This window comes from Mesorhizobium sp. M9A.F.Ca.ET.002.03.1.2 (assembly GCF_003952365.1).
Classification (GTDB): Bacteria; Pseudomonadota; Alphaproteobacteria; order Rhizobiales; family Rhizobiaceae; genus Mesorhizobium.
This window is the reverse complement of sequence record NZ_CP034443.1, coordinates 3,378,411-3,399,451: the sequence shown is the minus strand read 5'-3', so window position 1 is coordinate 3,399,451 and position 21,041 is coordinate 3,378,411. Positions and strand designations below refer to the sequence as shown.

The following is a 21,041-nucleotide window of genomic DNA, read 5'->3' as shown; positions in this document are numbered from 1 at the left end:
TTGTGAAGCGTCAGGCGGAAATCAGCGTCTTGCCAGCAACGGCAAGGCTTTTGGCACCGCCGATGACGCGCTCCTTCAGCGCGCTCGCCTCGCCAAGCAGGTTTTCTGCAAAGAACCGGCAAAGCGCGATGCGGCTTCGGTCGGTAAGCGCGCCGCGCGCCAGATAGGCGCCGCCGGCGGCAAGCGAGATCAGCCTCAGATACGGCGTCGCACCAGCCAGCGCCTCGTCCGAGCGCCCGTCGGCAAGCAACCCTTGCAGGAAGCGCGTGGCTTGGCCGAGGTCGTCGAGCGCCTGGTCGAGACCGTCGGCGGTGCGGCCGAAACCCCCGGAGTTCGAGGTCCGCACTTGATTGGCGACCGCTTTCAGTTCGGCGATGTAGCCATGCACATGCTCGCCGCCGCCAAGCGGCAGCTTGCGCGCCACCAGATCGATCGCCTGGATGCCGTTGGTGCCTTCGTAGATCGGCGCGATGCGCGCGTCGCGATAGAGTGCCGCAGCACCCGTCTCCTCGATGAAGCCCATGCCGCCATGCACCTGCAGGCCGAGCGAGGCGACCTCGACGCCGACATCGGTGGAGAAAGCCTTGGCCAGCGGCGTCAACAGATTGGCACGCTCCTGCCAATGGGCGGCTTCATTGCCGACAGAGACGCGTGCGGTATCGATGGCATGCGCACAGGAATAGCTGATGGCGCGCGCAGTCTGGGTCAGCGCCTTCATGGTCAGGAGATTGCGCTGCACGTCCGGGTGATGGACGATCGGCGCCATGCCGTCGCCATCATAACTTGCCGCCTTGCCTTGCCGACGGTCGCTGGCATAGGCGAGCGCCTTCTGCGTGGCCGTTTCGGCGACCGCCACGCCCTGCATGCCGACGGCGAGCCGCGCATTGTTCATCATGGTGAACATGCAGGCGAGGCCCTTGTTTTCCTCGCCGATCAGCCAGCCGATCGCGCCAGGCGCCATCCCTTCGAAACCATCGCCATAGATCATGGTGCAGGTCGGCGAGGCGTGGATGCCCAATTTGTGCTCCAGTCCGGAGCAGAAGACGTCGTTGCGTGCACCCAGCGCGCCATCGTCGCCGACAAGGAATTTAGGCACCAGGAACAGCGAAAGGCCACGCGTGCCGGCCGGCGCATCCGGCAGCCGCGCCAGCACCAGATGGATGATGTTGTCGGTGAAGTCGTGCTCGCCATAGGTGATGAAGATTTTCTGCCCGAAGATGCGGTAGGTGCCGTCGCCGGCCGGCTCGGCGCGGGCGCGCAAGGCATTCAGGTCCGAGCCCGCCTGCGGCTCGGTCAGGTTCATCGTGCCCATCCATTCGCCGGAGACGAGCTTTTCCAGGTATCTGGCCTTCAGCGCCGGCGAGGCGTGCTTGTCGAGTGCTTCGACCGCGCCCATGGTCAGCGTCGGGCCGATGCCGAAGGCCATCGCGGCGGAGTTCCACATTTCGAGCGCTGCCACACCCAGCATAGTCGGCAACGCCTGGCCGCCGAATTCCTCCGGTGCCGACAGCGCGTTCCAGCCTCCGTCGATCCAGCGGCGATAAAGCGCCTTCCAGCCCGGTGGCGTGGTAACGGCAGCACCGCTCAGCACCGCGCCTTGTTCGTCGCCGATCTTGTAGAGCGGCGCGACCTCCTCCGTGGCGAAGCGGCCGGCTTCTGCCAGAATGGCGTCGACGAGGTCTTCGCCAAGGTCGCCAAAGGCGCCGGCGTCGAGCGCCGGCTTGAGGCCGGCCACATGCTTCAGCGTGAAGGCGATTTCCTCGACTGGTGCCCGATACATGCCGCTCGCTCCTCCTCTGTCCGGCAGGGTCAACTTAAGATCCGTGCCGGCACAAAACCATCCGCTTTCGGGTCGCCTTCCCCATCTTCTTTTTACGTAAAGGTCAAATTTTGTCACGCAGATTTTGCAATTGCAGTGGCGCACGCTAAACTTGGCAAAAGCCGGACCAGTTCGACCGGCGACAGATCAAGATACCGGATCGGACCGCCCGTGCTCGCCAGACCTGACGCCTATCGCTGCATCGAATGCGGCCTGCCCTACCGAGCGGCAGGTTTTTGGCACCATCGGGGCAAGATCGAGGACGGCGCCGCCTATTGGTCGGATCGCGGCATTCTGTGTTCGCCCCAATGCTCGCTCGCCCATCACCGCAAACGCCAGGCCGAGGGAACACTGCCGCAAGTGCCGGCGCCCGATCCGTTCGAGATCCAGCCGCTCTTCCGCCGTTGAGAAACACCAGACCATCACCGGACTTGCCCGCCGCTGGCCTCCGAAAGCATTTCCTTAACCATGGCGGTTCAGGATCGGGCTTTGGCCAGCAAGGATCTGCCGTTTGAAAACGCCGGCGCACCCTCTTCGCCGCTTCAAGCCTTTGTTTGTGCATGTCGTTATCCCAAAGCCGCTGCGCGCTTTTGGGCGACCTGCACTGGTGCTTCTCGCCATCACCGCCGCGATGGTGCTGGCGCAGGCAGCAAGGGCTTCCGATTTCTCCCAGCCGTGGAGGAATGCCGACCGGGCGCTGGTGATCGACGCCTACGAATACAATTCCATCGATTGGGCTAAGCTTACAACCGATAAGCGCATCGTCGGCTTCATCAACAAGGCGTCCGACGGGATGCCGCCAGCCTATTTCTGTTTCGGCGGCGAGACTGAGACGAGGCTCTGCAAGACGCTGTGGAAGCGCCATGCAGTGGCACAGGAACTGTTTCAGACGCGCAAGGTGGTGGCCAAGGCGCTCGGCCTGAAATGGGGCGCTTATCATCTAGGCCGCCCCGGCAACCCGGTGGGACAGGCCAATAATTTCATCGATTTCGCGAAACCTGGTCCGGATGACCTGCTTGCCCTCGACATCGAGGACGACGACCCCACGCAATGGATGTCGCTCGAGGATGCCGAGGAATTCGTTCGCCATGTGCATCGGCGGCTCGGCCGCTTTCCGGTGCTCTACACCAACGGCAAGACCGCCAGGTACATCGCCGACAACAAGTACAAATACCAGCTCCTGTCACGGCTGCCGCTCTGGTATGCGCGCTACAAGCCCGACATCGGCGTGCATTTTCCGATAGGCAACTGGCAAGGTTACGCACTCTGGCAGTTTTCGGCGAAAGCCAATTGCGGCCGGTTCCGCTGCCCCTACCGGGTCGCGGGCACGCCAAACGATATCGATGTCAATGTCGCACCGATGGATGCCGCCGCATTGCGCGCGCAGTGGCCGTTCGGCGGCCTGATCGATGTGCAGCCGGATTACCTCGCCTCGATACCGGTGCCGCTCTCACGCGAGGCCGGGCTGGCCGGCGACACCATCACCTACGCCACCGTGGCGACACCACCGACCTTCGCAGAAATGGTCGCCGTGTTCAGCACGCGCTGGGCCAAATTTCGCAACAGCTTTCAAATGCCTGCCGTGAAGACGGCGCCACGCGCTCCGCGCGGAATTGCCGAATATGTGGCCTGGACGCGGAAGGAAAAGCGCTCGACATCAGCCGTTGAAGCCGTGCCCGTCGCCAGCGATCCGGTCAGCACCGCCTCGACCGAGTTCGACCGAGGCCTGCGCTGAAGCGCGTGGCGCTTGAACGGACCATGCGACGCCGCGCACCCTCGCGACATGCATCAAAGCGCGTTCATCTGGTCAGCGGCGGCTGCCCATGCTGGCGTACATGCCGGTGGTGCGGAACTGGCTGGGCGTAATGCCGTAGCAACGGCGAAAGACTTTCGAAAAGTAATTCGCATCCTCGAAGCCGCACATGATGGCGACTTCCTTCACCGGCAGGAAATCCGCCTTTGTCAGCAGCTTCGCCGCGCGTTGCAACCGCTGCTGCAACACGAACTCGGCCGGTGGGATGCCTTCGCTGTCGGCGAAAGAGCGCGAGAAGTGCGCGCGGCTGAGACCGCTGATCTGAACGAGATCCGCCACCGGCAAGGCCTTGTCGAGATTGGCGCTGATGTGATCGATGATCGGTTGCATGGCGCTCTGTTTTTCAGCGAAGGCGTGTGAGCCGAAAATATCGTCATAGAGGGCCATCGCCGCCTCATAGGCGACGGCGGAAGCCGCGCCCGGTGAAGCGGCCCCCTTGATCAGACGCAGGCTGCAATCAGCAAGATGATCGATCGTCGCCGGCTGCAGCCGAAACACCGGACCCGATGTGCCAAGAATCGACTTGTGGATGCGCAGCGCCTCCTCGCCGTTCATCGAGATCCAGAAATATTCCCAACGATCGCCTTTCGCCAGCCAATAGCGATGGTTGTGCGGCACCAGCACCAGCAGCGTGTCGTTCTTCTGCAGGCGGTAATTGCGGTTCTCGTAGCGCAGCTGGCCGGTTCCGCTGATCGTATGCTGGAGCACGGTGAACGGTGTCTGGCCGCGCTTTCGCCCGTCCCAATCATAGGTCTCGTCCTCGCGCACCTCGTAGCCCGTGCTCGTCGGCATGGCGTGCAGGCGCTGGCGGCCGCGCGGCAGCGAGATCGTCCGCATCGATGGCCCGTTGGCGATCAGATCTTGCAGCACAAAATTACCCCTGAAAGCACAATCCTTCTCTGTTCGCGCTTGCGAATAAGCGCATAATCCCTCCTCAGAGAACGCGAAAGACCTGCGGTCGAGGAGCGAGCGGGGAGGAAAAAAGCCGGAATCCGGCTTAAATGGCAGGTGCGCCGTGACGCATGGCCATATCTTCCCTTGTTGTTCCTTTGCTAGCATTCGATTGGATCGAGGTGAAGGTGATGAGTTTCAAAATCGCTATTATCGGTGCGGGTAGCGTCGGATTCACCAAGAAGCTGTTCACCGACATTTTGTGCGTGCCGGAATTCAAGGACATCGAATTCGCGCTGACCGACATCAGCGAGCATAATCTGCAGATGATCAAGGCGATCCTCGACAGGATCGTCGACGCGAACAAATTGCCGACAAAAGTGACGGCGACCACCGACCGCCGCAAGGCATTGGAAGGCGCACGCTACGTCATCAGCTGTGTACGGGTCGGCGGCCTCGAAGCCTATGCCGACGACATCCGCATTCCCCTGAAATACGGCATCGATCAATGCGTCGGCGACACGATCTGCGCCGGCGGCATTCTCTACGGCCAGCGTAATATTCCGGTGATCCTGGATTTCTGCAGGGACATACGCGAGGTCGCCGAGACGAACGCGAAATTCCTCAACTATGCCAATCCGATGGCGATGAACACCTGGGCGGCGATCGAGTATGGCAAGGTCGACACGGTCGGGCTGTGCCACGGCGTCCAGCATGGTGCGGAACAGATCGCCGAGGTGCTGGGCGCGAAATCGCGGCAGGAGCTCGACTACGTCTGTTCCGGCATCAACCACCAGACCTGGTTCATCGATCTGCGCCTCAACGGCCGCCGCATCGGCAAGGACGAACTGATCGCTGCCTTCGAGGCCCACCCTGTCTACTCCAGGCAGGAAAAGCTGCGCATCGACGTCCTGAAGCGCTTCGGCGTCTATTCGACCGAAAGCAATGGCCACCTTTCCGAGTACCTGCCCTGGTACCGCAAGCGGCCGGACGAAATCACGCGCTGGATCGACATGTCCGACTGGATCCATGGCGAGACGGGCGGCTATCTCCGCTATTCGACCGAGACCCGCAACTGGTTCGAAACGGAATATCCGCAATTCCTCGAAGCGGCATCAAAGCCGATCGACGCGTCCAAACGCTCCAACGAGCATGCCAGCCATATACTGGAAGCGCTGGAAACCAACCGCGTCTATCGCGGCCACTTCAATGTCAGGAACAATGGGGTGATCACCAATCTGCCGCAGGACGCCATCATCGAGTCGCCGGGTTTCGTCGACCGTTTCGGTATCAACATGGCCGCCGGCATCACGCTGCCGGAAGCCTGCGCCGCCACCTGCATGGCGTCGATCAATGTCCAGCGCATGTCGGTGCATGCCGCGATATCAGGCGATATCGATCTCTTGAAGCTTGCCGTGCTGCACGACCCGCTGGTTGGTGCGGTTTCGACGCCGGAAGAGGTCTGGCAGATGGTGGATGAGATGGTCGTCGCCCAGGCCGACTGGCTGCCGCAATATGCCCATGCGGTTCCCGCCGCCAGGGAGCGGCTTTCGAAATCCAGGGTCAAGACCCGCGAATGGGCCGGCGCGGCACGGCGCAATGTTCGCTCGATCGAGGAATTGCGCGCCGAAAAGGCCGCGCTGAAGCAGGCCGGCTGACACGTCAGGCGCGAAGACGGAACTACCGGAGGTAGGCCCGCCGCGATGCACCGTCCTGCTTCGAGGAGAAACGGAGCAGCAGCAAAGGCTTCGAAACACGAGGGAGGAGACTATGAGGAATTTACGCAGGATCGGCATTGTTACGGGACTGGCGCTGAGCGTTTCTGCCCCGACACTCAACGCATTCGCCTCGGAGTCGACAGTTCCACCAGCGCCGGCGCAGTTTCCGGCCGAGGGCAAAATCAACTACGTGCCGCGCGACTCCATTCTGGAGTTCAAGGCGCTGCCCGAATATCACGAGCCGGACTGGGTTACCGAGAAATATGTCAAGACCGGCAAGCTGCCACCGGTGAAGGACAGGTTGCCGAAGGAGCCTCTGGTCTTCAAGACAGGCAACATGCCGGACGGCACCGGTGTCTATGGCGATACGATGCGCCATGTCATCGGCGGCCGGCCGGAAGGCTGGAACTACAGCGCTGGCCAGACTCAAGGTTGGGGTGGTATCGATATCGGCCTTTTCGAATGCCTGACGCGCACGGCGCCGCTGTTCCAGGTCGAGGCGAAGGACACCGAGCCACTGCCAAACCTGGCCAGGAGTTGGGACTGGTCGAGCGACGGCCACAAGCTGACCATGCATCTGGTCGAAGGCGCCAAATGGTCGGACGGCGTGCCCTTCAAAGCCGATGATGTCATGTTCTACTGGGACGACGAGGTCATGGATCCAAACGTCTCGCCGCTTAACGGCGCGACGCAGGAAACCTTCGGCGTCGGCACGACGCTGAAGAAGATCGACGACTTCACCGTGGAATGGACCTTCAAGGAAGCCTTCCCCAAGCAATACCTCTATACCATGGCCTTTGGCACCTTCTGCCCAGGCCCGGCACATGTCTTGAAGCCGCAGCATCCGAAATATTCGAACAACACCTACGAGCAGTTCAAGAATGCCTTTCCGCCGGAATACATGAACATGCCGGTCATGGGCGCCTGGGCGCCGGTGGAATACCGGCCGGACGACATCATCGTCATGCGCCGCAATCCCTACTACTGGAAAGTTGACGAAAAGGGCAACCAGCTGCCCTACCTCAACGAGCTACACTACAAGCTGTCGACCTGGGCCGACCGCGACATCCAGGCGGTGGCCGGCTCAGGCGACTTCTCCAACCTCGAGCAGCCGGAAAACTTCGTCGCCTCGCTGAAGCGCGCGGCAGAGGCGAACGCGCCGGCCCGGCTCGCCTTCGGCCCGCGGCTCATCGGCTACAATCTGCGCATGAACTTTTCCGCCAATGGCTGGGGCAACCCCGACGAACGCGGCCAGGCGATCCGCGAGCTGAACCGCAACGAGGACTTCCGCAAGGGGGTCACCATGGCGCTCGACCGCAAGGCGCTGGGCGACTCGCTGGTCAAGGGTCCATTCACCGCCATCTATCCCGGCGGCTTCTCCTCGGGCACCAGCTTCTATGACCGCAATTCGACCGTGTACTATCCCTTCGACCTAGAGGGCGCCAAGGCCGAACTCGCCAAGGCCGGCCTCGAGGACACGGACGGCGACGGCTTCGTGAACTTCCCGGCCGGCACCGCCGGGGGTAAGAATGTCGAGATCGTGACGCTGGTCAACAATGACTACACCACCGACAAGAGCCTCGCCGAAGGTGTCGTCGCCCAGATGGAAAAACTTGGCCTCAGGATCGTGCTGAATGGGCTCAACGGCGCCCAGCGCGATGCCTCCCAATTTTCCGGCCGCTTCGACTGGCTGATCCGGCGCAACGACCAGGAGCTGACCTCCGTCGTGCAGAACACCGTGCAGCTCGCTCCCGTCGGTCCGCGCACCAGCTGGGACCATCGCGCGCCGGAGAATGGCGAGGTCGATCTGATGCCTTTCGAGAAGGACCTCGTCGACATCGTCAACAAATTCGTCTCGACACAGGACAATGACGAGCGCGCCAGCCTGATGAAGCAGTTCCAGAAGATTTCGACCGAGCACCTTTATAATATCGGCCTGACGGAATATCCCGGCGCGCTGATCATCAACAAGCGCCTCTCGAACATTCCGCAGGGCACGCCGATCTTCATGTTCAACTGGGCAGAGGATTCGATCGTCCGCGAACGGATCTTTGTCGCCGCCGACAAGCAGGCCAAATACGAGCTCTTCCCCGAACAGCTTCCCGGAAAACCCGGAGACAAGGGCCTGATGGACTAGGTTTACCTCCCCTGACTGAGAACTCCGGCCGCGCCAGCTGGCGCGGCCGGACAAAACCAACCTCCGTACGCGCTCAAAGGGAGCGACCGGCGAGACAAGGAAGCGGTCCGTCCGATGTTGCGATTCCTGCTCACGCGCATAGCGTCGGCGATCCCGGTCCTCGCCATTTTGAGCCTGGTCACCTTCGCCATCATCCAGGCGCCACCGGGCGATTACGCCGACTACATCCGCTCGCAGATGATCAATCAGGGCGGCGCCTCATTCGCCGAGGCCGACGCGCAGGCCAAGGCCTATCGGATAGAACATGGCCTCGATAAGCCGCTGCCAGTCCAGTATCTCAACTGGATCGGCGGCATCATCACCCGCGGCGATTTCGGCTACAGCCTCTATTACAACAAGCCGGTGGCCGACGTGGTCGGCGAGCGCCTGCCGCGCACGCTGCTTCTGGCGCTGGTGTGCCATCTGCTGGCCTCGGTCCTCGGTATCACCTTCGGCATATGGGCAGCGACCCGGCAATATTCCTGGATCGACAGCACGCTGTCGGCCATTTCCTTCCTCGGCATGACGGTGCCGCGCTTCCTGATGGCGCTGATCATCGTCTACCTCCTCGTCTTCCAGTTCAACGTCTCGGAGATCGGCAGCTTCTTCTCGCCGCAATATGGCGGCGCTCCATGGTCGTGGGCCAAGTTCGTCGACCTGGTCAAGCATGTCTGGCCGGTGGTGGCGATCGCGACCTTCGGCGGGCTCGCCTACAATATGCGCGTCATGCGCGGCAATCTTCTCGACACGCTGAACGCGCAATATGTCGAAACGGCAAGGGCCAAGGGCCTGACCGGCAGCGCCGTCGTGATGCGCCACGCCGTGCCCAACGCGCTGCACCCGCTCGTCATGTATCAGGGCGTGGTGCTGCCCTATATGCTCACCGGCGAGATCGAGACGGCGATCATCTTCGCGCTGCCCACCGTCGGCCCGGCCATCGTCGGTTCGATGGCGGTTGGCGACGTCTATGTCACCGCGACCTTCATGATGGTGCTGTCGGCGACGCTGATCGTCGGCAACATCATCGCCGACATGCTGCTTGTCCTGCTCGATCCCCGCATTCGCCAGTTCGGGGAGCGCTAGATGTTGGCCCGCGATACATCACTGCCACCGCCGCCGGCCGAGGGAAACCCTGCAACCAAACCGGCGCGCGGCAATGAGAGCTACATCGCGCTCGTCTGGCGCCGGTTGAAGCGTTCGTGGACCGGCATGGCCGGGCTTTGGCTGGTCGTGCTGCTGCTGGTCATGGCGGTATTCGCGGAATTCCTGGCGCCGATGGACCCGAAAGCGACCGATGTCGGCTTCGCACCGCCGCAAGTGCCGAGCTTCTACGACAAGGACGGCAATTTCGTCGCGCGACCGAGGGTCTACGCGCTGGCCGATTCAGCCGAACTCGATCCGGTCACCTTCCAGCCCATTGTCGGCCCCGACTATGACCATCCAAGGCTGCTCGGATTCTTTGTCGAGGGCGCACCCTACAAGCTCCTCGGGCTCATTCCGGCGAACCGGCATCTGTTCGGCTCGTTGGACGGGCAGCCGGTGCATTTCCTCGGCACCGACAAGTTCGGCCGCGACGTGCTGTCGCGCGCCATCCAAGGCTCGCGCGTCTCGCTGATGATCGCACTGACGGTCGTCTTCATCGTCACCATCATCGGCACCACGGTCGGCATGGTCTCCGGCTATTTCGGCGGCAGGTTCGATATCTGGATGCAGCGCTTCGTCGAACTGGTGCTCGCCTTCCCGCAACTGCCGCTCTATCTGGCACTGACGACGCTGATCCCGGTCACGGCTCCGACCAACGTCTTCCTCGCCTTCGTCATCATCGTCATGTCGGCGCTGGGCTGGGCGCAGATGTCGCGCGAGGTGCGCGGCAAGACGCTGGCGCTGGCGCAGATCGAGTATGTGCGCGCCGCCATGGCGGTCGGCGCCACCGACCGGCGCATCATCATGCAGCATATCTTCCCCAATGTGATGAGCCATGTGATCGTCGCCGTGACGCTGGCGATCCCGACGGTCGTGCTGCTGGAATCCTTCCTCGGTTTCCTCGGCTTCGCCGTCAAGCCGCCGCTGATCTCGTGGGGCCTCATGCTGCAGGACACCGCGACCTACTCGGTGATCGGCACCTATCCCTGGATCCTGTCACCGGTCGGTTTCGTGCTCGTCACCGTCTTTGCCTTCAATGCACTCGGCGACGGCCTGCGCGATGCCGTCGATCCCTATTGAGGTGGCAGAGATGACCGTCACGCTCACTGAGCCCTTCGCACCAACCGTCCGGCACGACCATGACGGGCGCCAGGATCACCCCGTCATCGACGCCCGCAATATCGAGGTGGCCTTCAAGGTCGAGCACGGCGTCGTCGAAGCCGTCAAGGATGTCTCGTTCCAGCTCTACCGCGGCGAGACGATCGCGATCGTCGGCGAATCCGGTTCCGGCAAGTCGGTGACGGCGCGCACAGTCATGGGGCTGCTTTCGCGGCGGGCCACGGTGTCGCCCAAATCGAGCGTCTGTTATGACGGGCAAGACATCCTGAAGTTCTCCGAGCGCGCCCGGCGCAAGCTGCGCGGCAACCGCATCTCGATGATCTTCCAGGAGCCAATGAGCTCGCTCAACCCGATCTACACGATCGGCAGCCAAATCGTCGAAGCGATCAGGGTTCATCACAAGATGAGCCGCAGGGCGGCCTGGGCACGGGCGCTCGAACTTTTGCAGCATGTCCAGATTCCCGATCCCACTGCCCGGCTCAAGCAATATCCGCACCAGCTCTCGGGCGGACAGCGCCAGCGGGTGATGATCGCCATGGCGCTGGCCAACGATCCCGACGTGCTGATCGCCGACGAGCCAACGACGGCGCTCGACGTCACGGTCCAGGCGCAGATCCTGAACCTGATCCGCAATCTGCAGCAAGAGCTGCGCATGGCGGTGATCCTGATCACCCACGACCTCACCGTGGTGCGCCAGTTCTCCGACTATGTCTATGTCATGCAGCACGGGGAAATGCGCGAGCACAACGTCACGGAACGCCTCTTCGCCGATCCGCAGCACCCCTATACGAGGCGGCTGCTTGCTTCCGAGCCGCGCGGGCGGCCGAAACAGCTGCCGGACGGCTGCGGCACCATTCTCGAGGCGAGCGGCGTGCGCGTCTGCTTCATGCTGCGCCATGGCACCTTCCTGAAACCGGACTGGCGCGAGCTGGTCGCCGTCGACGATCTCGACCTGAGCCTGCGCCGCCATGAGACGCTGGGACTGGTCGGCGAATCCGGCTCAGGCAAAACCACCTTCGGCCAGGCCCTGCTCCGGTTGACCGACGCCAAACGCGGCGAGATCCGTTTCGACGGCAAGCCGATCCAGGACCTGTCGCGGACCGAGATGCGGCCGCTGCGTTCGCGCATGCAGATCGTCTTCCAGGATCCGTTCTCGTCGCTCAATCCGCGCATGACGATCGGGCAGATCATCGAGGAAGGGCTGATCGTCAACAGGATCGGGACGACGCGGCGCGAGCGCATCGAACGGGTCGCCGAGGCGCTGGTCAGCGCCGGCATGCCCGGCGATATACTGTCGCGATTTCCGCACGAATTCTCCGGCGGCCAGCGCCAGCGCATCGCGATTGCCCGCGCCATCGCGCTGGAACCCGAATTCATCCTGCTCGACGAGCCGACATCGGCGCTGGACCTCTCCGTCCAGGCGCAGATCATCGATCTCCTTCGCAAGCTGCAGGACGAGCGCGGCCTCAGCTATCTCTTCATCTCGCACGACCTCAAGGTGGTGCGCGCGCTGTGCCACCGCGTCATCGTCATGCAGCACGGCAAGATCGTCGAGCAGGGTCCCGTCGACGACGTCCTGTCCAATCCCAAGACCGCCTACACCGAACGGCTCGTCAGGGCCGCATTCGACGTGGCCTGAACATATGCCGGAGGTTAGCGTGGCAAGAAATCCCAAGATCACTTTCATCGGCGCCGGCTCGACTGTGTTCACGAAGAACATCGTCGGCGACATGCTGCAGCGTCCGTCGCTTTCGGGCGCGACGATCGCGCTGATGGACCTCAATCCGCAGCGGCTGGAGGAGAGCGCCGTCGTCGTCAACAAGCTGATCGCGACGCTCGGCGCCACGGCAAAGGCCGAGACCCATTCCGACCAGCGCAAGGCGCTGGCGGGCGCCGATTTCGTCGTCGTCGCCTTCCAGATCGGCGGCTACGAGCCCTGCACCGTCACCGACTTCGAAGTGCCGAAGAAATACGGCCTGCGCCAGACGATCGCCGACACGCTCGGCGTCGGCGGCATCATGCGGTGCCTGAGGACCGTTCCGCATCTGTGGAAGATCTGCGAGGACATGCTCGCCGTCTGTCCCGAGGCGATCTTGCTGCAGTATGTCAACCCGATGGCGATCAACACCTGGGCGATCGCCGAGAAATATCCTGACATCAAACAGGTCGGCCTCTGCCATTCGGTACAGGGCACGGCGATGGAGTTGGCGCACGACCTCGACATCCCCTATGAGGAAATCCGCTATCGCTCGGCCGGCATCAACCACATGGCCTTCTATCTGAAGTTCGAACATCGCCAGCCGGACGGCTCCTACCGCGACCTCTATCCCGACCTCGTGCGCGCCTATCGTGAAGGCCGCGCACCCAAGCCCGGCTGGAATCCGCGCTGCCCCAACAAGGTGCGCTACGAGATGCTGACGCGCCTGGGCTTCTTCGTCACCGAAAGCTCCGAGCATTTCGCCGAATACACGCCCTATTTCATCAAGGAGGGCCGGCCCGACCTGATAGAAAAGTTCGGCATCCCGCTCGACGAATATCCGAAGCGCTGCATCGAACAGATTGAGCACTGGAAGGGGCAGGCGGAGGCCTACCGCTCGGCAGACCGGATCGAGGTCGAACAGTCGAAGGAATATGCCTCCTCGATCATGAATTCGGTGTGGACCGGCGAGCCCTCTGTGATCTACGGCAATGTCCGCAACAATGGCTGCATCACCTCGCTGCCTTTTGACTGCGCGGCCGAATTGCCGTGCCTGGTCGACGCCTCAGGCATCCAGCCGACCTATATCGGCGACCTGCCGCCGCAATTGACGGCGCTGATCCGCACCAACATCAATGTGCAGGAACTGACAGTGCGGGCGCTGATGACGGAAAATCGCGAGCACATCTACCACGCGGCGATGATGGATCCGCACACCGCCGCCGAGCTCGACCTCGACCAGATATGGTCGCTGGTCGATGATCTGCTCGCCGCTCATGGCGACTGGCTGCCGGCATGGGCAAGAACGAGCCGCACGAACCAGGCAGCCTGATCCCCCTGGCGGGATCAAGGTCCGGCGCCGGCCTTCTCGCGCGCGACGGCCTGCCAGCCAATGTCGCGGCGGCAGAAGCCTTGCGGCCAATCGATCCGGTCGAGTGCGGCATAGGCTCGTCTCTGCGCCTCACCGACCGTGCCGCCGGTCGCCGTGACGTCGAGCACGCGGCCGCCATTGGCGACCAGCGCGCCGCTGTTGATGGCGGTGCCGGCATGAAAGACCTCGACGCCGTCATCCGCGGCCTCTTCGACGCCGCGGATGACCGAGCCCTTTTCCGGCGTGCCGGGATAACCCCTGGCCGCCATCACCACGGTAAGCGCTGCCTCGTCGCGCCAGCGCGCTGACATATGCGCAAGCTGGCCGTCGGCGGACGCGTTGAGCAGGACCAAGAGATCGTCCTTCAGCCGCATCATCAGCACCTGGCATTCCGGATCGCCGAAACGGGTGTTGTATTCGATCAGCTTCGGCCCCTTGTCCGATATCATCAGCCCGGCAAACAGCACGCCCGAAAACGGCGCGCCAAGTTCAGCCATGCCGCGCATGGTCGGCTCGACGATCTCGCGCATCGTGCGCTCGATCATCTCCGGCGTCATCACCGGCGCCGGCGAATAAGCTCCCATGCCGCCGGTGTTCGGGCCAAGGTCGCCGTCACCGACGCGCTTGTGGTCCTGGGCGGTGCCGAATGGCAGCGCGGTGACGCCATCGCACAGGCAAAAGAAACTTGCTTCCTCGCCGGTGAGGAACTCCTCGACCACCACCTCCGCGCCTGCCTGTCCGAAGGAGCCTTCGAAACAGGCATCGAGTGCCGCCAGCGCCTCGGTCAATGTCATGGCGACGGTGACGCCCTTGCCGGCGGCCAGCCCGTCGGCCTTGATGACGATCGGCGCGCCCATCTTCTCGACATAGGCCCTGGCCGACGCGAGGTCGTCGAAACGGCCATAGGCGGCGGTCGGAATGTCGTATTTCGCGCAGAGGTCCTTGGTGAAACCCTTCGAGCCTTCCAGCCGCGCTGCAGCCCTGGACGGGCCGAAGACGCGAATGTCTGCGGCGCGAAGGTCGTCGGCAATGCCGGCGACCAGCGGCCCTTCCGGACCGACCACGACGAGGTCGATCTTTTTCTCCGTGCAGAACCGGGCCACCGCCGCGTGATCGGCAATGTCGAGCGTCACCAGCTCGGCTTCCTGGCCGATGCCCGGGTTGCCCGGCGCCGCGTAAAGCTTCGTCAGCAGCGGCGAGGCCGCGATCTTCCAGGCCAGGGCATGTTCGCGGCCGCCGGAGCCGATCAACAAAACACGCATGCCCAGATCCCTTGCCATCCACGATCAGGACTGCGCTATTGCGCCCCGGACGATGGGTCAAGACATTTGGGTGGTTTGACCCCACTTGCACACGGGAACGTGCGGCATCGGAGTATCCGATGCGCGCGATCCTGCCGGCTGCGATCAGCTCCGGAAGACGACCGGAAAACCAGTCTTCGCGCAGTTTCTGTCATGTCGTGGCCGGGATGTGGAGGAGACGTTCGGCGGGGCGCTCGACATAGCATCGTCGCCGACAATCGCAGCGACCGCGCCTTGCGCGGGCTGGTTCTCGCCCCTCAACAGGCCGGCATGAGTCAGGAATACCCGTTAAGCGGATACCACTAGCTCCAGCAATTTGTTCGGCGAGCTAAATGTTCATACGTGATTTGCCAAGGGTCGCTCTCGGAAGATCTTTCCTCGCCGATCCAATGGAAGCTGTTGGCAGTGATCTCAGTGAAACGCCATCGAGTTTTCAGGCCGCGCGAGTCATTGCCGAGCTGGACAATGTCCTTACCCTCGGCCCGCCCGATCTGGCGCGAGTGATCTTGGTTGAGCGGGTCATTCCATATGATGTGCCAGCCACCGATCCCAGGATCGAAGATGCGCAAAGTCGTGCCATACATCGTCGACGGCGCAGGGCGCTTGGGCCTGATCCAAACGTCCTGAATCGCGCGGCCTTCGAGCACCCAGCCAAAATGGCATTCTCCAGTCCATTTCTGGATTGTGCCGTCGTCGAGGTGGCGGACCGTGTCCATTTCCCAGCTTCCGATTAGCCATCCATACAGGTCCATGTCTTTCGCTCGGTCGGCTGAGGGGCCTTCGGATCCGAGAGCAGAGAGAAACGGGGAAATCGTCATCGTCATGGTTTCTCCTATGGATAAGCGAGAGCCGCCGCAAGGCGCGCCGGAACATTGCCGCCACAACTTGCAGCGTTGCGGTTTCCAGGGCTTGGGGAAAATTGCTGTAATGCGGCCTTGGGCGGCTTCCTTGAATTTGTCGATTTGGGGCTTTTCAGCCTTTTGCGCGGCCCTGCTGGACGAAATTAATCGAGTGGTTCGAATTTCAAACTGACCCACTGCCGACGAGACTTGACGCTTTCCGCCGCTGCTGCCACTTCAGCACAATGGAAACCGTCCAGTCGAAAGCGGCCCAGGGCCGCGTCGCCGATGCGCCGAGCGGCCACTGGGTCTACCGCGTTCTGCCGCGCTGGCTATGGCCCTATGCGCAGCTTGCGCGATGGGACCGGCCGATCGGCTGGCAGTTGCTGCTGTGGCCGTGCTGGTGGTCGGCAGCGCTTGCGGCAAGCGCCTATCCTCGCCCTAGCGACCCGCTGCTCTCGCTGCTGCCAGCGCCATGGTATCTCGTGCTGTTCCTGATCGGCGCCATCGCCACGCGCGGCGCCGGCTGCACCTACAACGATCTGGTCGACCAGGACATCGACAACCGGGTGGAACGCACGCGCTCGCGGCCACTGCCGTCGGGAAAGGTCACGGGCCGGCAGGCCTGGGCGTTTCTCGCCATCCAGGCTTTGGTCGGCCTCGCAGTGCTTGTGCAGTTCAACAGCTTCGCCGTCCTGCTCGGCATCTGTTCGCTCGTCGTCGTCGCCATCTATCCATTCATGAAGCGGTATACCAACTGGCCGCAACTGGTTCTTGGTCTTGCCTTTTCCTGGGGTGCACTGATGGGATGGGCGGTCGAGTTCGGCGATATCGATGGACCCGCCGTCATGCTCTATATCGGGTCGATCCTTTGGGTGATCGGCTACGACACGATCTATGCGCATCAGGACAAGGAAGACGACGCCATCGTCGGCGTGGGCTCGACCGCACGCCTGTTCGGCGACAACACCAAGGCCTGGCTTGCCGGGCTTTATGGCGGAGCGCTGGTCTGCTTCGCCATCGCCTTCGCGTCGGCGCAGGCGCCGATGCCGGCGCTGGCCGGGCTGATCGCCGCCGGCGCCCATATGGCGCGGCAGATAGCAAGGCTGAATATTGACGATCCGGACCAGTGCCTGCGTCTTTTCAGGTCGAACAACCAGGTCGGCTGGCTGATCTTCCTTGGCCTGATCGGAGGCGCTGTGTGGGTGGCGGTGAAGCCGCTGGTGTAAGAGTCTTGTTCCCTTCTCCCCAAGAAGGGGAGAAGGGAGAACTGCGGGACTATTCCCGCGAAATGATCTCCTGGCCGCCGATGACCAGCCTGAGGCCGAGGTCGCCGGCCCTGCGGCGGGCGAGGAAGCGCGGCCGGCGCGTGGTCGAGACACGGCCCTTGCGGCGATCCTGCGCCGGAAGCGTCTTGATGGCGGCGCCAAGCGATTCCTCAAGCGTGCGGGCGACGCCGTCCGATTCGATCAGCAGCATCGGCAGACGGTAGGCATCGGCCCAGGCGCGCCAGTCGGCGGCGACATCCTCGAGATCGTGGGCCACCAGCAGCGGCACCGACAACATCGGATCATTGTGCAGAAGCTCCAGCGTCACCGTGACATTGCCATCCGGATCCTCCATCGCGCGGGCGGCCACACCGCGAAACGCGCTGGCGGGCAGAGCGATGATCGCCGGCACGCCGCTCATCTCCAGCGTGCGGCGAATGACGGCGCCGCGGTGGTCGATGGTGAAGGTAACGTGGCCATAATCGTCGCGCGTGGCGTAGCTCACCACCTGCGGCAGGCGGAATGGGTCGAGGCGCATGTTGCGTCCGGCCCAGACTGGCTTCAGTCCAGTGTTCATGTAATGCCTTCCTGTTTCTCCTGAGAGCCGGCTTTCCGGTGCTCCGGGCCGGTTTTTCCAGCCTCGTTGTGGGGAAACATTAGCGCGGGCTTCTTACCGCCCCGCTTAAGAAAGTCAGTTAAATTTTGCTGACCTCAGGCGATGGTTATCGGAATACGACCAGGCACAGGACGTCGAAAGGATCAGATAACCTTACCGGGATTCATGATGCCGGCTGGGTCGAAGGCCCTCTTCACCCTGCGCATCAGGTCGATCGCCATTGGCGGCGCCGTCGCGATCAATTCGTCGCGCTTCAACTGGCCGATGCCGTGCTCGGCCGAGATCGAGCCGTGAAGGCTGCGTACGACGTCGTGCACGGCCTGGTTCATGGCGTGGTAGAGGCCGAGAAACGCGTCGTCGTCGCCGCCGACCGGCCGGGAAATGTTGTAGTGGAGATTGCCGTCGCCCATGTGGCCGAAACAGACCTCGCGCGCACCGGGGCTGACGGATTGCACGGCGCCGGCCGCCTTTTCGATGAATTGCGGGATGGACGCCACCGGCACCGAGATGTCGTGCTTGATCGAGGCGCCTTCGGGCTTCTGCGCGTCGGGCAGCACCTCGCGGAAATTCCAGAAGGCGTCGCCCTGGGCGATGCTCGCCGCGATCACCGCATCACCGACGATCTCCTGCTCGAGACCTTCCGAAAGCACCTCCTCGATCAGCACCCTTGCATCCTCCGCCGAGCGGCCCGAAGAGACCTGCATCAGCACATACCACGGCCAATCCCCGGCCAGCGGCCGCGCGACGCCTTGCGCGTGGGCAAGCGTGAAGTCGTAGGGCCTCTGGCCGATCAGCTCGAAAGCGGTGAGTGCGGCGCCGGCGCGGTCCATCGCCAGGCTGAACAGAGACAGCGCAGCCTCCGGCGACGACAGGCCGACAAAGGCCACCTCGCGCCCCTTGGGCTTGGGGAAGAGCTTGAGCACGGCGGCGGTGATGACGCCGAGCGTGCCCTCCGCGCCGATGAAAAGGTTCTTCAGGTCGTAGCCGGTGTTGTCCTTCTTCAGCTTGCGCAGATCGTCGAACACCTCGCCGGTCGGCAGCACCACTTCGACGCCGAGGCAGAGCTCACGCGCATTGCCATAGGCAAGCACGCCGGTGCCGCCGGCATTGGAAGAGAGATTGCCGCCGATTTGGCAGGAGCCTTGCGCGGCAAGCGACAACGGAAACAGCCGGTCGGCGGCATCGGCCGCTTCCTGCAGGGTCTGCAGGATGACGCCGGCCTCGACGGTGACCGTGTTGGACAGGACGTCGATCTCGCGGATGCGGTTCAGCCGCGACAGCGACAGCACGATTTCGCGGCCGGACATATCAGGCACCTGCGCGCCGACCAGCCCGGTGTTGCCGCTTTGCGGAACGATGGGCGTGCCGGTCTCGGTCGCCAGGCGCATGATGCGGCTGACCTCGTCGACGCTGCCGGGCCTCAGCACCAGCGCCGTCCTGCCATGCCACCGACCGCGCCTCTCAATGAGGTAAGGCGCGATATCCTGCTGGTCGCGAAGCGCATATTTGTCGCCGACGATGGCCGCAAAGCGGTCGATGAGGGCGGGGTCGAGGTCCGGGGATATGTCGTTCATGGATGGAAACTATGGTGCTCAGTCGATCTTGTCACGCGGGGCGGACTGGTCACGCGGGGCGGACTGGTCACGAGGGGCGGCGGCGCGCGAAAGCCGGTCGTTGATCGCCTCGCCCAACCCGTCGAACGGGATCGGTTCGACGGCGATTGTCCTGGCGCCGCTGCGATCGAGATCCTGCATGTGAGCGAAGAGATTGGCCGCGGCCTCGCGCAGGTCGCCTGCCTCGGACAGATTGCGCAAGGCGACAGCGCCCTGCCAACCTTCGGCACGGCGGGGGCCGAACGCCAGCAAGGCTTCGCCCTTTGCCACTTTTGCGGCGTTGACCCGCACCGCGGCACCCGGCGCATAATGCGAGGCGAGCATGCCCGGCGCCTCGATGCCCGCCGCACCGCGCGACAGCCTTACGTCGGCGGCAGCCTCGATCTCCTCGGCGGCAACGCCGCCCGGCCGCAGTAACCGCAGTTTTCCGTCCTCGACCTTGACGATCGTCGATTCCAGCCCGACCGACGTCGGCCCGCCATCGACCACCAGCCTGATTTTTGAACCGATATCCGCCGCCACGGCCTCGGCCGTCGTGGGGCTGATCTTGCCCGATGAATTGGCGCTGGGCGCGGCAAGGGGGCGGCCGAGCCTGGCGATCAGTTCGCCGCCAAAACCTTTCGGCATGCGCAGCGCGATCGTATCAAGCCCGGCCGTGACCAGCGGATGAATGCCGTTGCCGGGCCGCTGCGGCAGCACCAGCGTCAGCGGTCCGGGCCAGAACGTCTGCGCCAGTCTTTTCGACAGGGGATCGAACAGCGCGATGCGCTCGGCCATCGCCAGATCGGCGACATGGGCGATCAGAGGGTTGAACCGCGGCCGGCCCTTGACCTCGAAGATGCGCGCCACGCCAACGCCATTGGTCGCGTCGCCGGCCAGTCCGTAGACGGTTTCCGTCGGAATGGCGACGACATCGCCGCCTTCCAGCAGCGCCAGCGCCCGCTCCATCGCCTCGCCGGGGGCAAGTATCTCAGCCACTCTCGTCACCTCACAGATGCCGGGTGCGTAATACGGCGACATTCATGTGGCAAGTCCGGCATGTGGCAAGTCCGGCACGGGGCAAGTCCGGCACGGGGCAAGTCCGGACGTTGGCGAATGACCGATCGCTAAAATGCCATCTTTCCTCGCAAGCCCGCATCAATCCCCCGACGGCTATGGTGCCAGCCTGTTGGGCAAGGGGAATTATCATGGTCTGGGTGCGTATCCTGGGGGCGCTTGGTCTCACTCTGGCGGCGGGCGGAGCGCAGGCTTCGTCCTTCGTCGCCCTCGGAGCATCGACGTCGACGCCGTCCGTCGTCACGCTCAGCGCGCCTGAGCCAGAGAAGGCGGCTGAGAGCACAAAGGCCGGCCCCTCGACGCCATCGATCGTGGCGCTCGGCAAACCGGTGCCTGACGTCACTTATGAAAAAGTTGCCGCGATCCCGAGCCAGGCCGAGCCTAAGCATGATTTCAGGCAAAGCCCGATGATCATTCGCGGCGGTATCGTCGGCGACGCCTTCGCGAGACCGGCACCCCTCGCCGCACCGGCTGCGGTCACGGCTGCCAAAGCGCCCGCGGCGAGTACCAGGTCCGACAAAGAGGCAACGGCAACGAACGGCGAACCCGCGACGTCGCAGCCGACACCGATTCCCGATAGCGACCTGGCCGAATAACAGTT

Annotated in this window: 17 protein-coding genes; 10 read left to right on the top strand and 7 right to left on the bottom strand. The window is 63.3% G+C overall.

Features of this window, described 5'->3' with window-relative positions; translation table 11 throughout:
* Positions 1–10: 10 nt before the first annotated feature.
* Positions 11–1,780 carry an acyl-CoA dehydrogenase gene (locus EJ066_RS16320; protein ID WP_126039659.1) on the bottom strand — a complete coding sequence of 590 codons (1,770 nt, stop codon included), beginning with the start codon at positions 1,778–1,780 and terminating at the stop codon, positions 11–13.
* A 210-nt stretch (positions 1,781–1,990) separates the two neighbouring features.
* Between EJ066_RS16320 and EJ066_RS16315 the strand changes: the two genes are divergently transcribed.
* Positions 1,991–2,227 carry a hypothetical protein gene (locus EJ066_RS16315; RefSeq protein ID WP_126039657.1) on the top strand — a complete coding sequence of 79 codons (237 nt, stop codon included), beginning with the start codon at positions 1,991–1,993 and terminating at the stop codon, positions 2,225–2,227.
* A gap of 223 nt (positions 2,228–2,450) precedes the next feature.
* Positions 2,451–3,554 (top strand): GH25 family lysozyme, encoded by a 1,104-nt coding sequence (locus EJ066_RS16310; RefSeq protein ID WP_189644533.1) that lies wholly within the window; start codon positions 2,451–2,453, stop codon positions 3,552–3,554.
* A gap of 72 nt (positions 3,555–3,626) precedes the next feature.
* On the opposite strand, the gene EJ066_RS16305 is transcribed toward EJ066_RS16310, so the two are convergent.
* The gene (locus EJ066_RS16305) at positions 3,627–4,502 is read right to left on the bottom strand and encodes an AraC family transcriptional regulator (RefSeq protein ID WP_189644280.1); all 876 of its coding nucleotides are present in this window, start codon (positions 4,500–4,502) and stop codon (positions 3,627–3,629) included.
* Positions 4,503–4,714: 212 nt separating this feature from the next.
* Between EJ066_RS16305 and EJ066_RS16300 the strand changes: the two genes are divergently transcribed.
* From EJ066_RS16300 to EJ066_RS16275, 6 genes are all read left to right on the top strand, one after another.
* Positions 4,715–6,181: an alpha-glucosidase/alpha-galactosidase gene (locus tag EJ066_RS16300; RefSeq protein ID WP_126039652.1), complete on the top strand. Its 1,467-nt coding sequence runs from the start codon at positions 4,715–4,717 to the stop codon at positions 6,179–6,181.
* 112 nt (positions 6,182–6,293) lie between these two features.
* Entirely contained in the window at positions 6,294–8,378 is a 2,085-nt protein-coding gene (locus tag EJ066_RS16295; protein WP_126039649.1) for an ABC transporter substrate-binding protein, read from the top strand.
* Positions 8,379–8,492: 114 nt separating this feature from the next.
* Positions 8,493–9,500, top strand: a complete 1,008-nt coding sequence (locus EJ066_RS16290; RefSeq protein ID WP_126039646.1) for an ABC transporter permease — start codon at positions 8,493–8,495, stop codon at positions 9,498–9,500.
* Positions 9,501–10,640 (top strand): ABC transporter permease, encoded by a 1,140-nt coding sequence (locus tag EJ066_RS16285; protein WP_126039644.1) that lies wholly within the window; start codon positions 9,501–9,503, stop codon positions 10,638–10,640.
* 10 nt (positions 10,641–10,650) lie between these two features.
* Positions 10,651–12,318: an ABC transporter ATP-binding protein gene (locus EJ066_RS16280; protein WP_126039642.1), complete on the top strand. Its 1,668-nt coding sequence runs from the start codon at positions 10,651–10,653 to the stop codon at positions 12,316–12,318.
* Between the two features lie 19 nt (positions 12,319–12,337).
* Complete coding sequence (locus tag EJ066_RS16275) at positions 12,338–13,708, top strand: alpha-glucosidase/alpha-galactosidase (protein ID WP_126039640.1); 1,371 nt, start codon at positions 12,338–12,340, stop codon at positions 13,706–13,708.
* Positions 13,709–13,722: 14 nt separating this feature from the next.
* Here the strand turns inward: EJ066_RS16275 and purD are convergent, their stop codons facing one another.
* Positions 13,723–15,009, bottom strand: a complete 1,287-nt coding sequence (purD, locus tag EJ066_RS16270) for a phosphoribosylamine--glycine ligase (protein WP_126039638.1) — start codon at positions 15,007–15,009, stop codon at positions 13,723–13,725.
* Between the two features lie 341 nt (positions 15,010–15,350).
* Positions 15,351–15,872 (bottom strand): hypothetical protein, encoded by a 522-nt coding sequence (locus EJ066_RS16265; RefSeq protein ID WP_245454902.1) that lies wholly within the window; start codon positions 15,870–15,872, stop codon positions 15,351–15,353.
* Positions 15,873–16,132: 260 nt separating this feature from the next.
* Here EJ066_RS16265 and ubiA point away from each other — a divergent pair, with 260 nt between their 5' ends.
* Positions 16,133–17,116 carry a 4-hydroxybenzoate octaprenyltransferase gene (gene ubiA, locus EJ066_RS16260; RefSeq protein ID WP_126039636.1) on the top strand — a complete coding sequence of 328 codons (984 nt, stop codon included), beginning with the start codon at positions 16,133–16,135 and terminating at the stop codon, positions 17,114–17,116.
* 49 nt (positions 17,117–17,165) lie between these two features.
* Here the strand turns inward: ubiA and EJ066_RS16255 are convergent, their stop codons facing one another.
* From EJ066_RS16255 to EJ066_RS16245, 3 genes are all read right to left on the bottom strand, one after another.
* Positions 17,166–17,732, bottom strand: coding sequence for a DUF6101 family protein (locus tag EJ066_RS16255; RefSeq protein ID WP_126039634.1), 567 nt, complete (start codon positions 17,730–17,732; stop codon positions 17,166–17,168).
* Positions 17,733–17,914: 182 nt separating this feature from the next.
* Complete coding sequence (locus EJ066_RS16250; RefSeq protein ID WP_126039632.1) at positions 17,915–19,345, bottom strand: FAD-binding oxidoreductase; 1,431 nt, start codon at positions 19,343–19,345, stop codon at positions 17,915–17,917.
* 18 nt (positions 19,346–19,363) lie between these two features.
* A complete protein-coding gene (locus EJ066_RS16245; RefSeq protein WP_189644279.1) occupies positions 19,364–20,362 on the bottom strand; it encodes an L-threonylcarbamoyladenylate synthase in 999 nt (332 codons plus the stop codon).
* Between the two features lie 209 nt (positions 20,363–20,571).
* Here EJ066_RS16245 and EJ066_RS16240 point away from each other — a divergent pair, with 209 nt between their 5' ends.
* Positions 20,572–21,036, top strand: a complete 465-nt coding sequence (locus EJ066_RS16240; RefSeq protein ID WP_126039628.1) for a hypothetical protein — start codon at positions 20,572–20,574, stop codon at positions 21,034–21,036.
* Positions 21,037–21,041 lie beyond the last annotated feature (5 nt).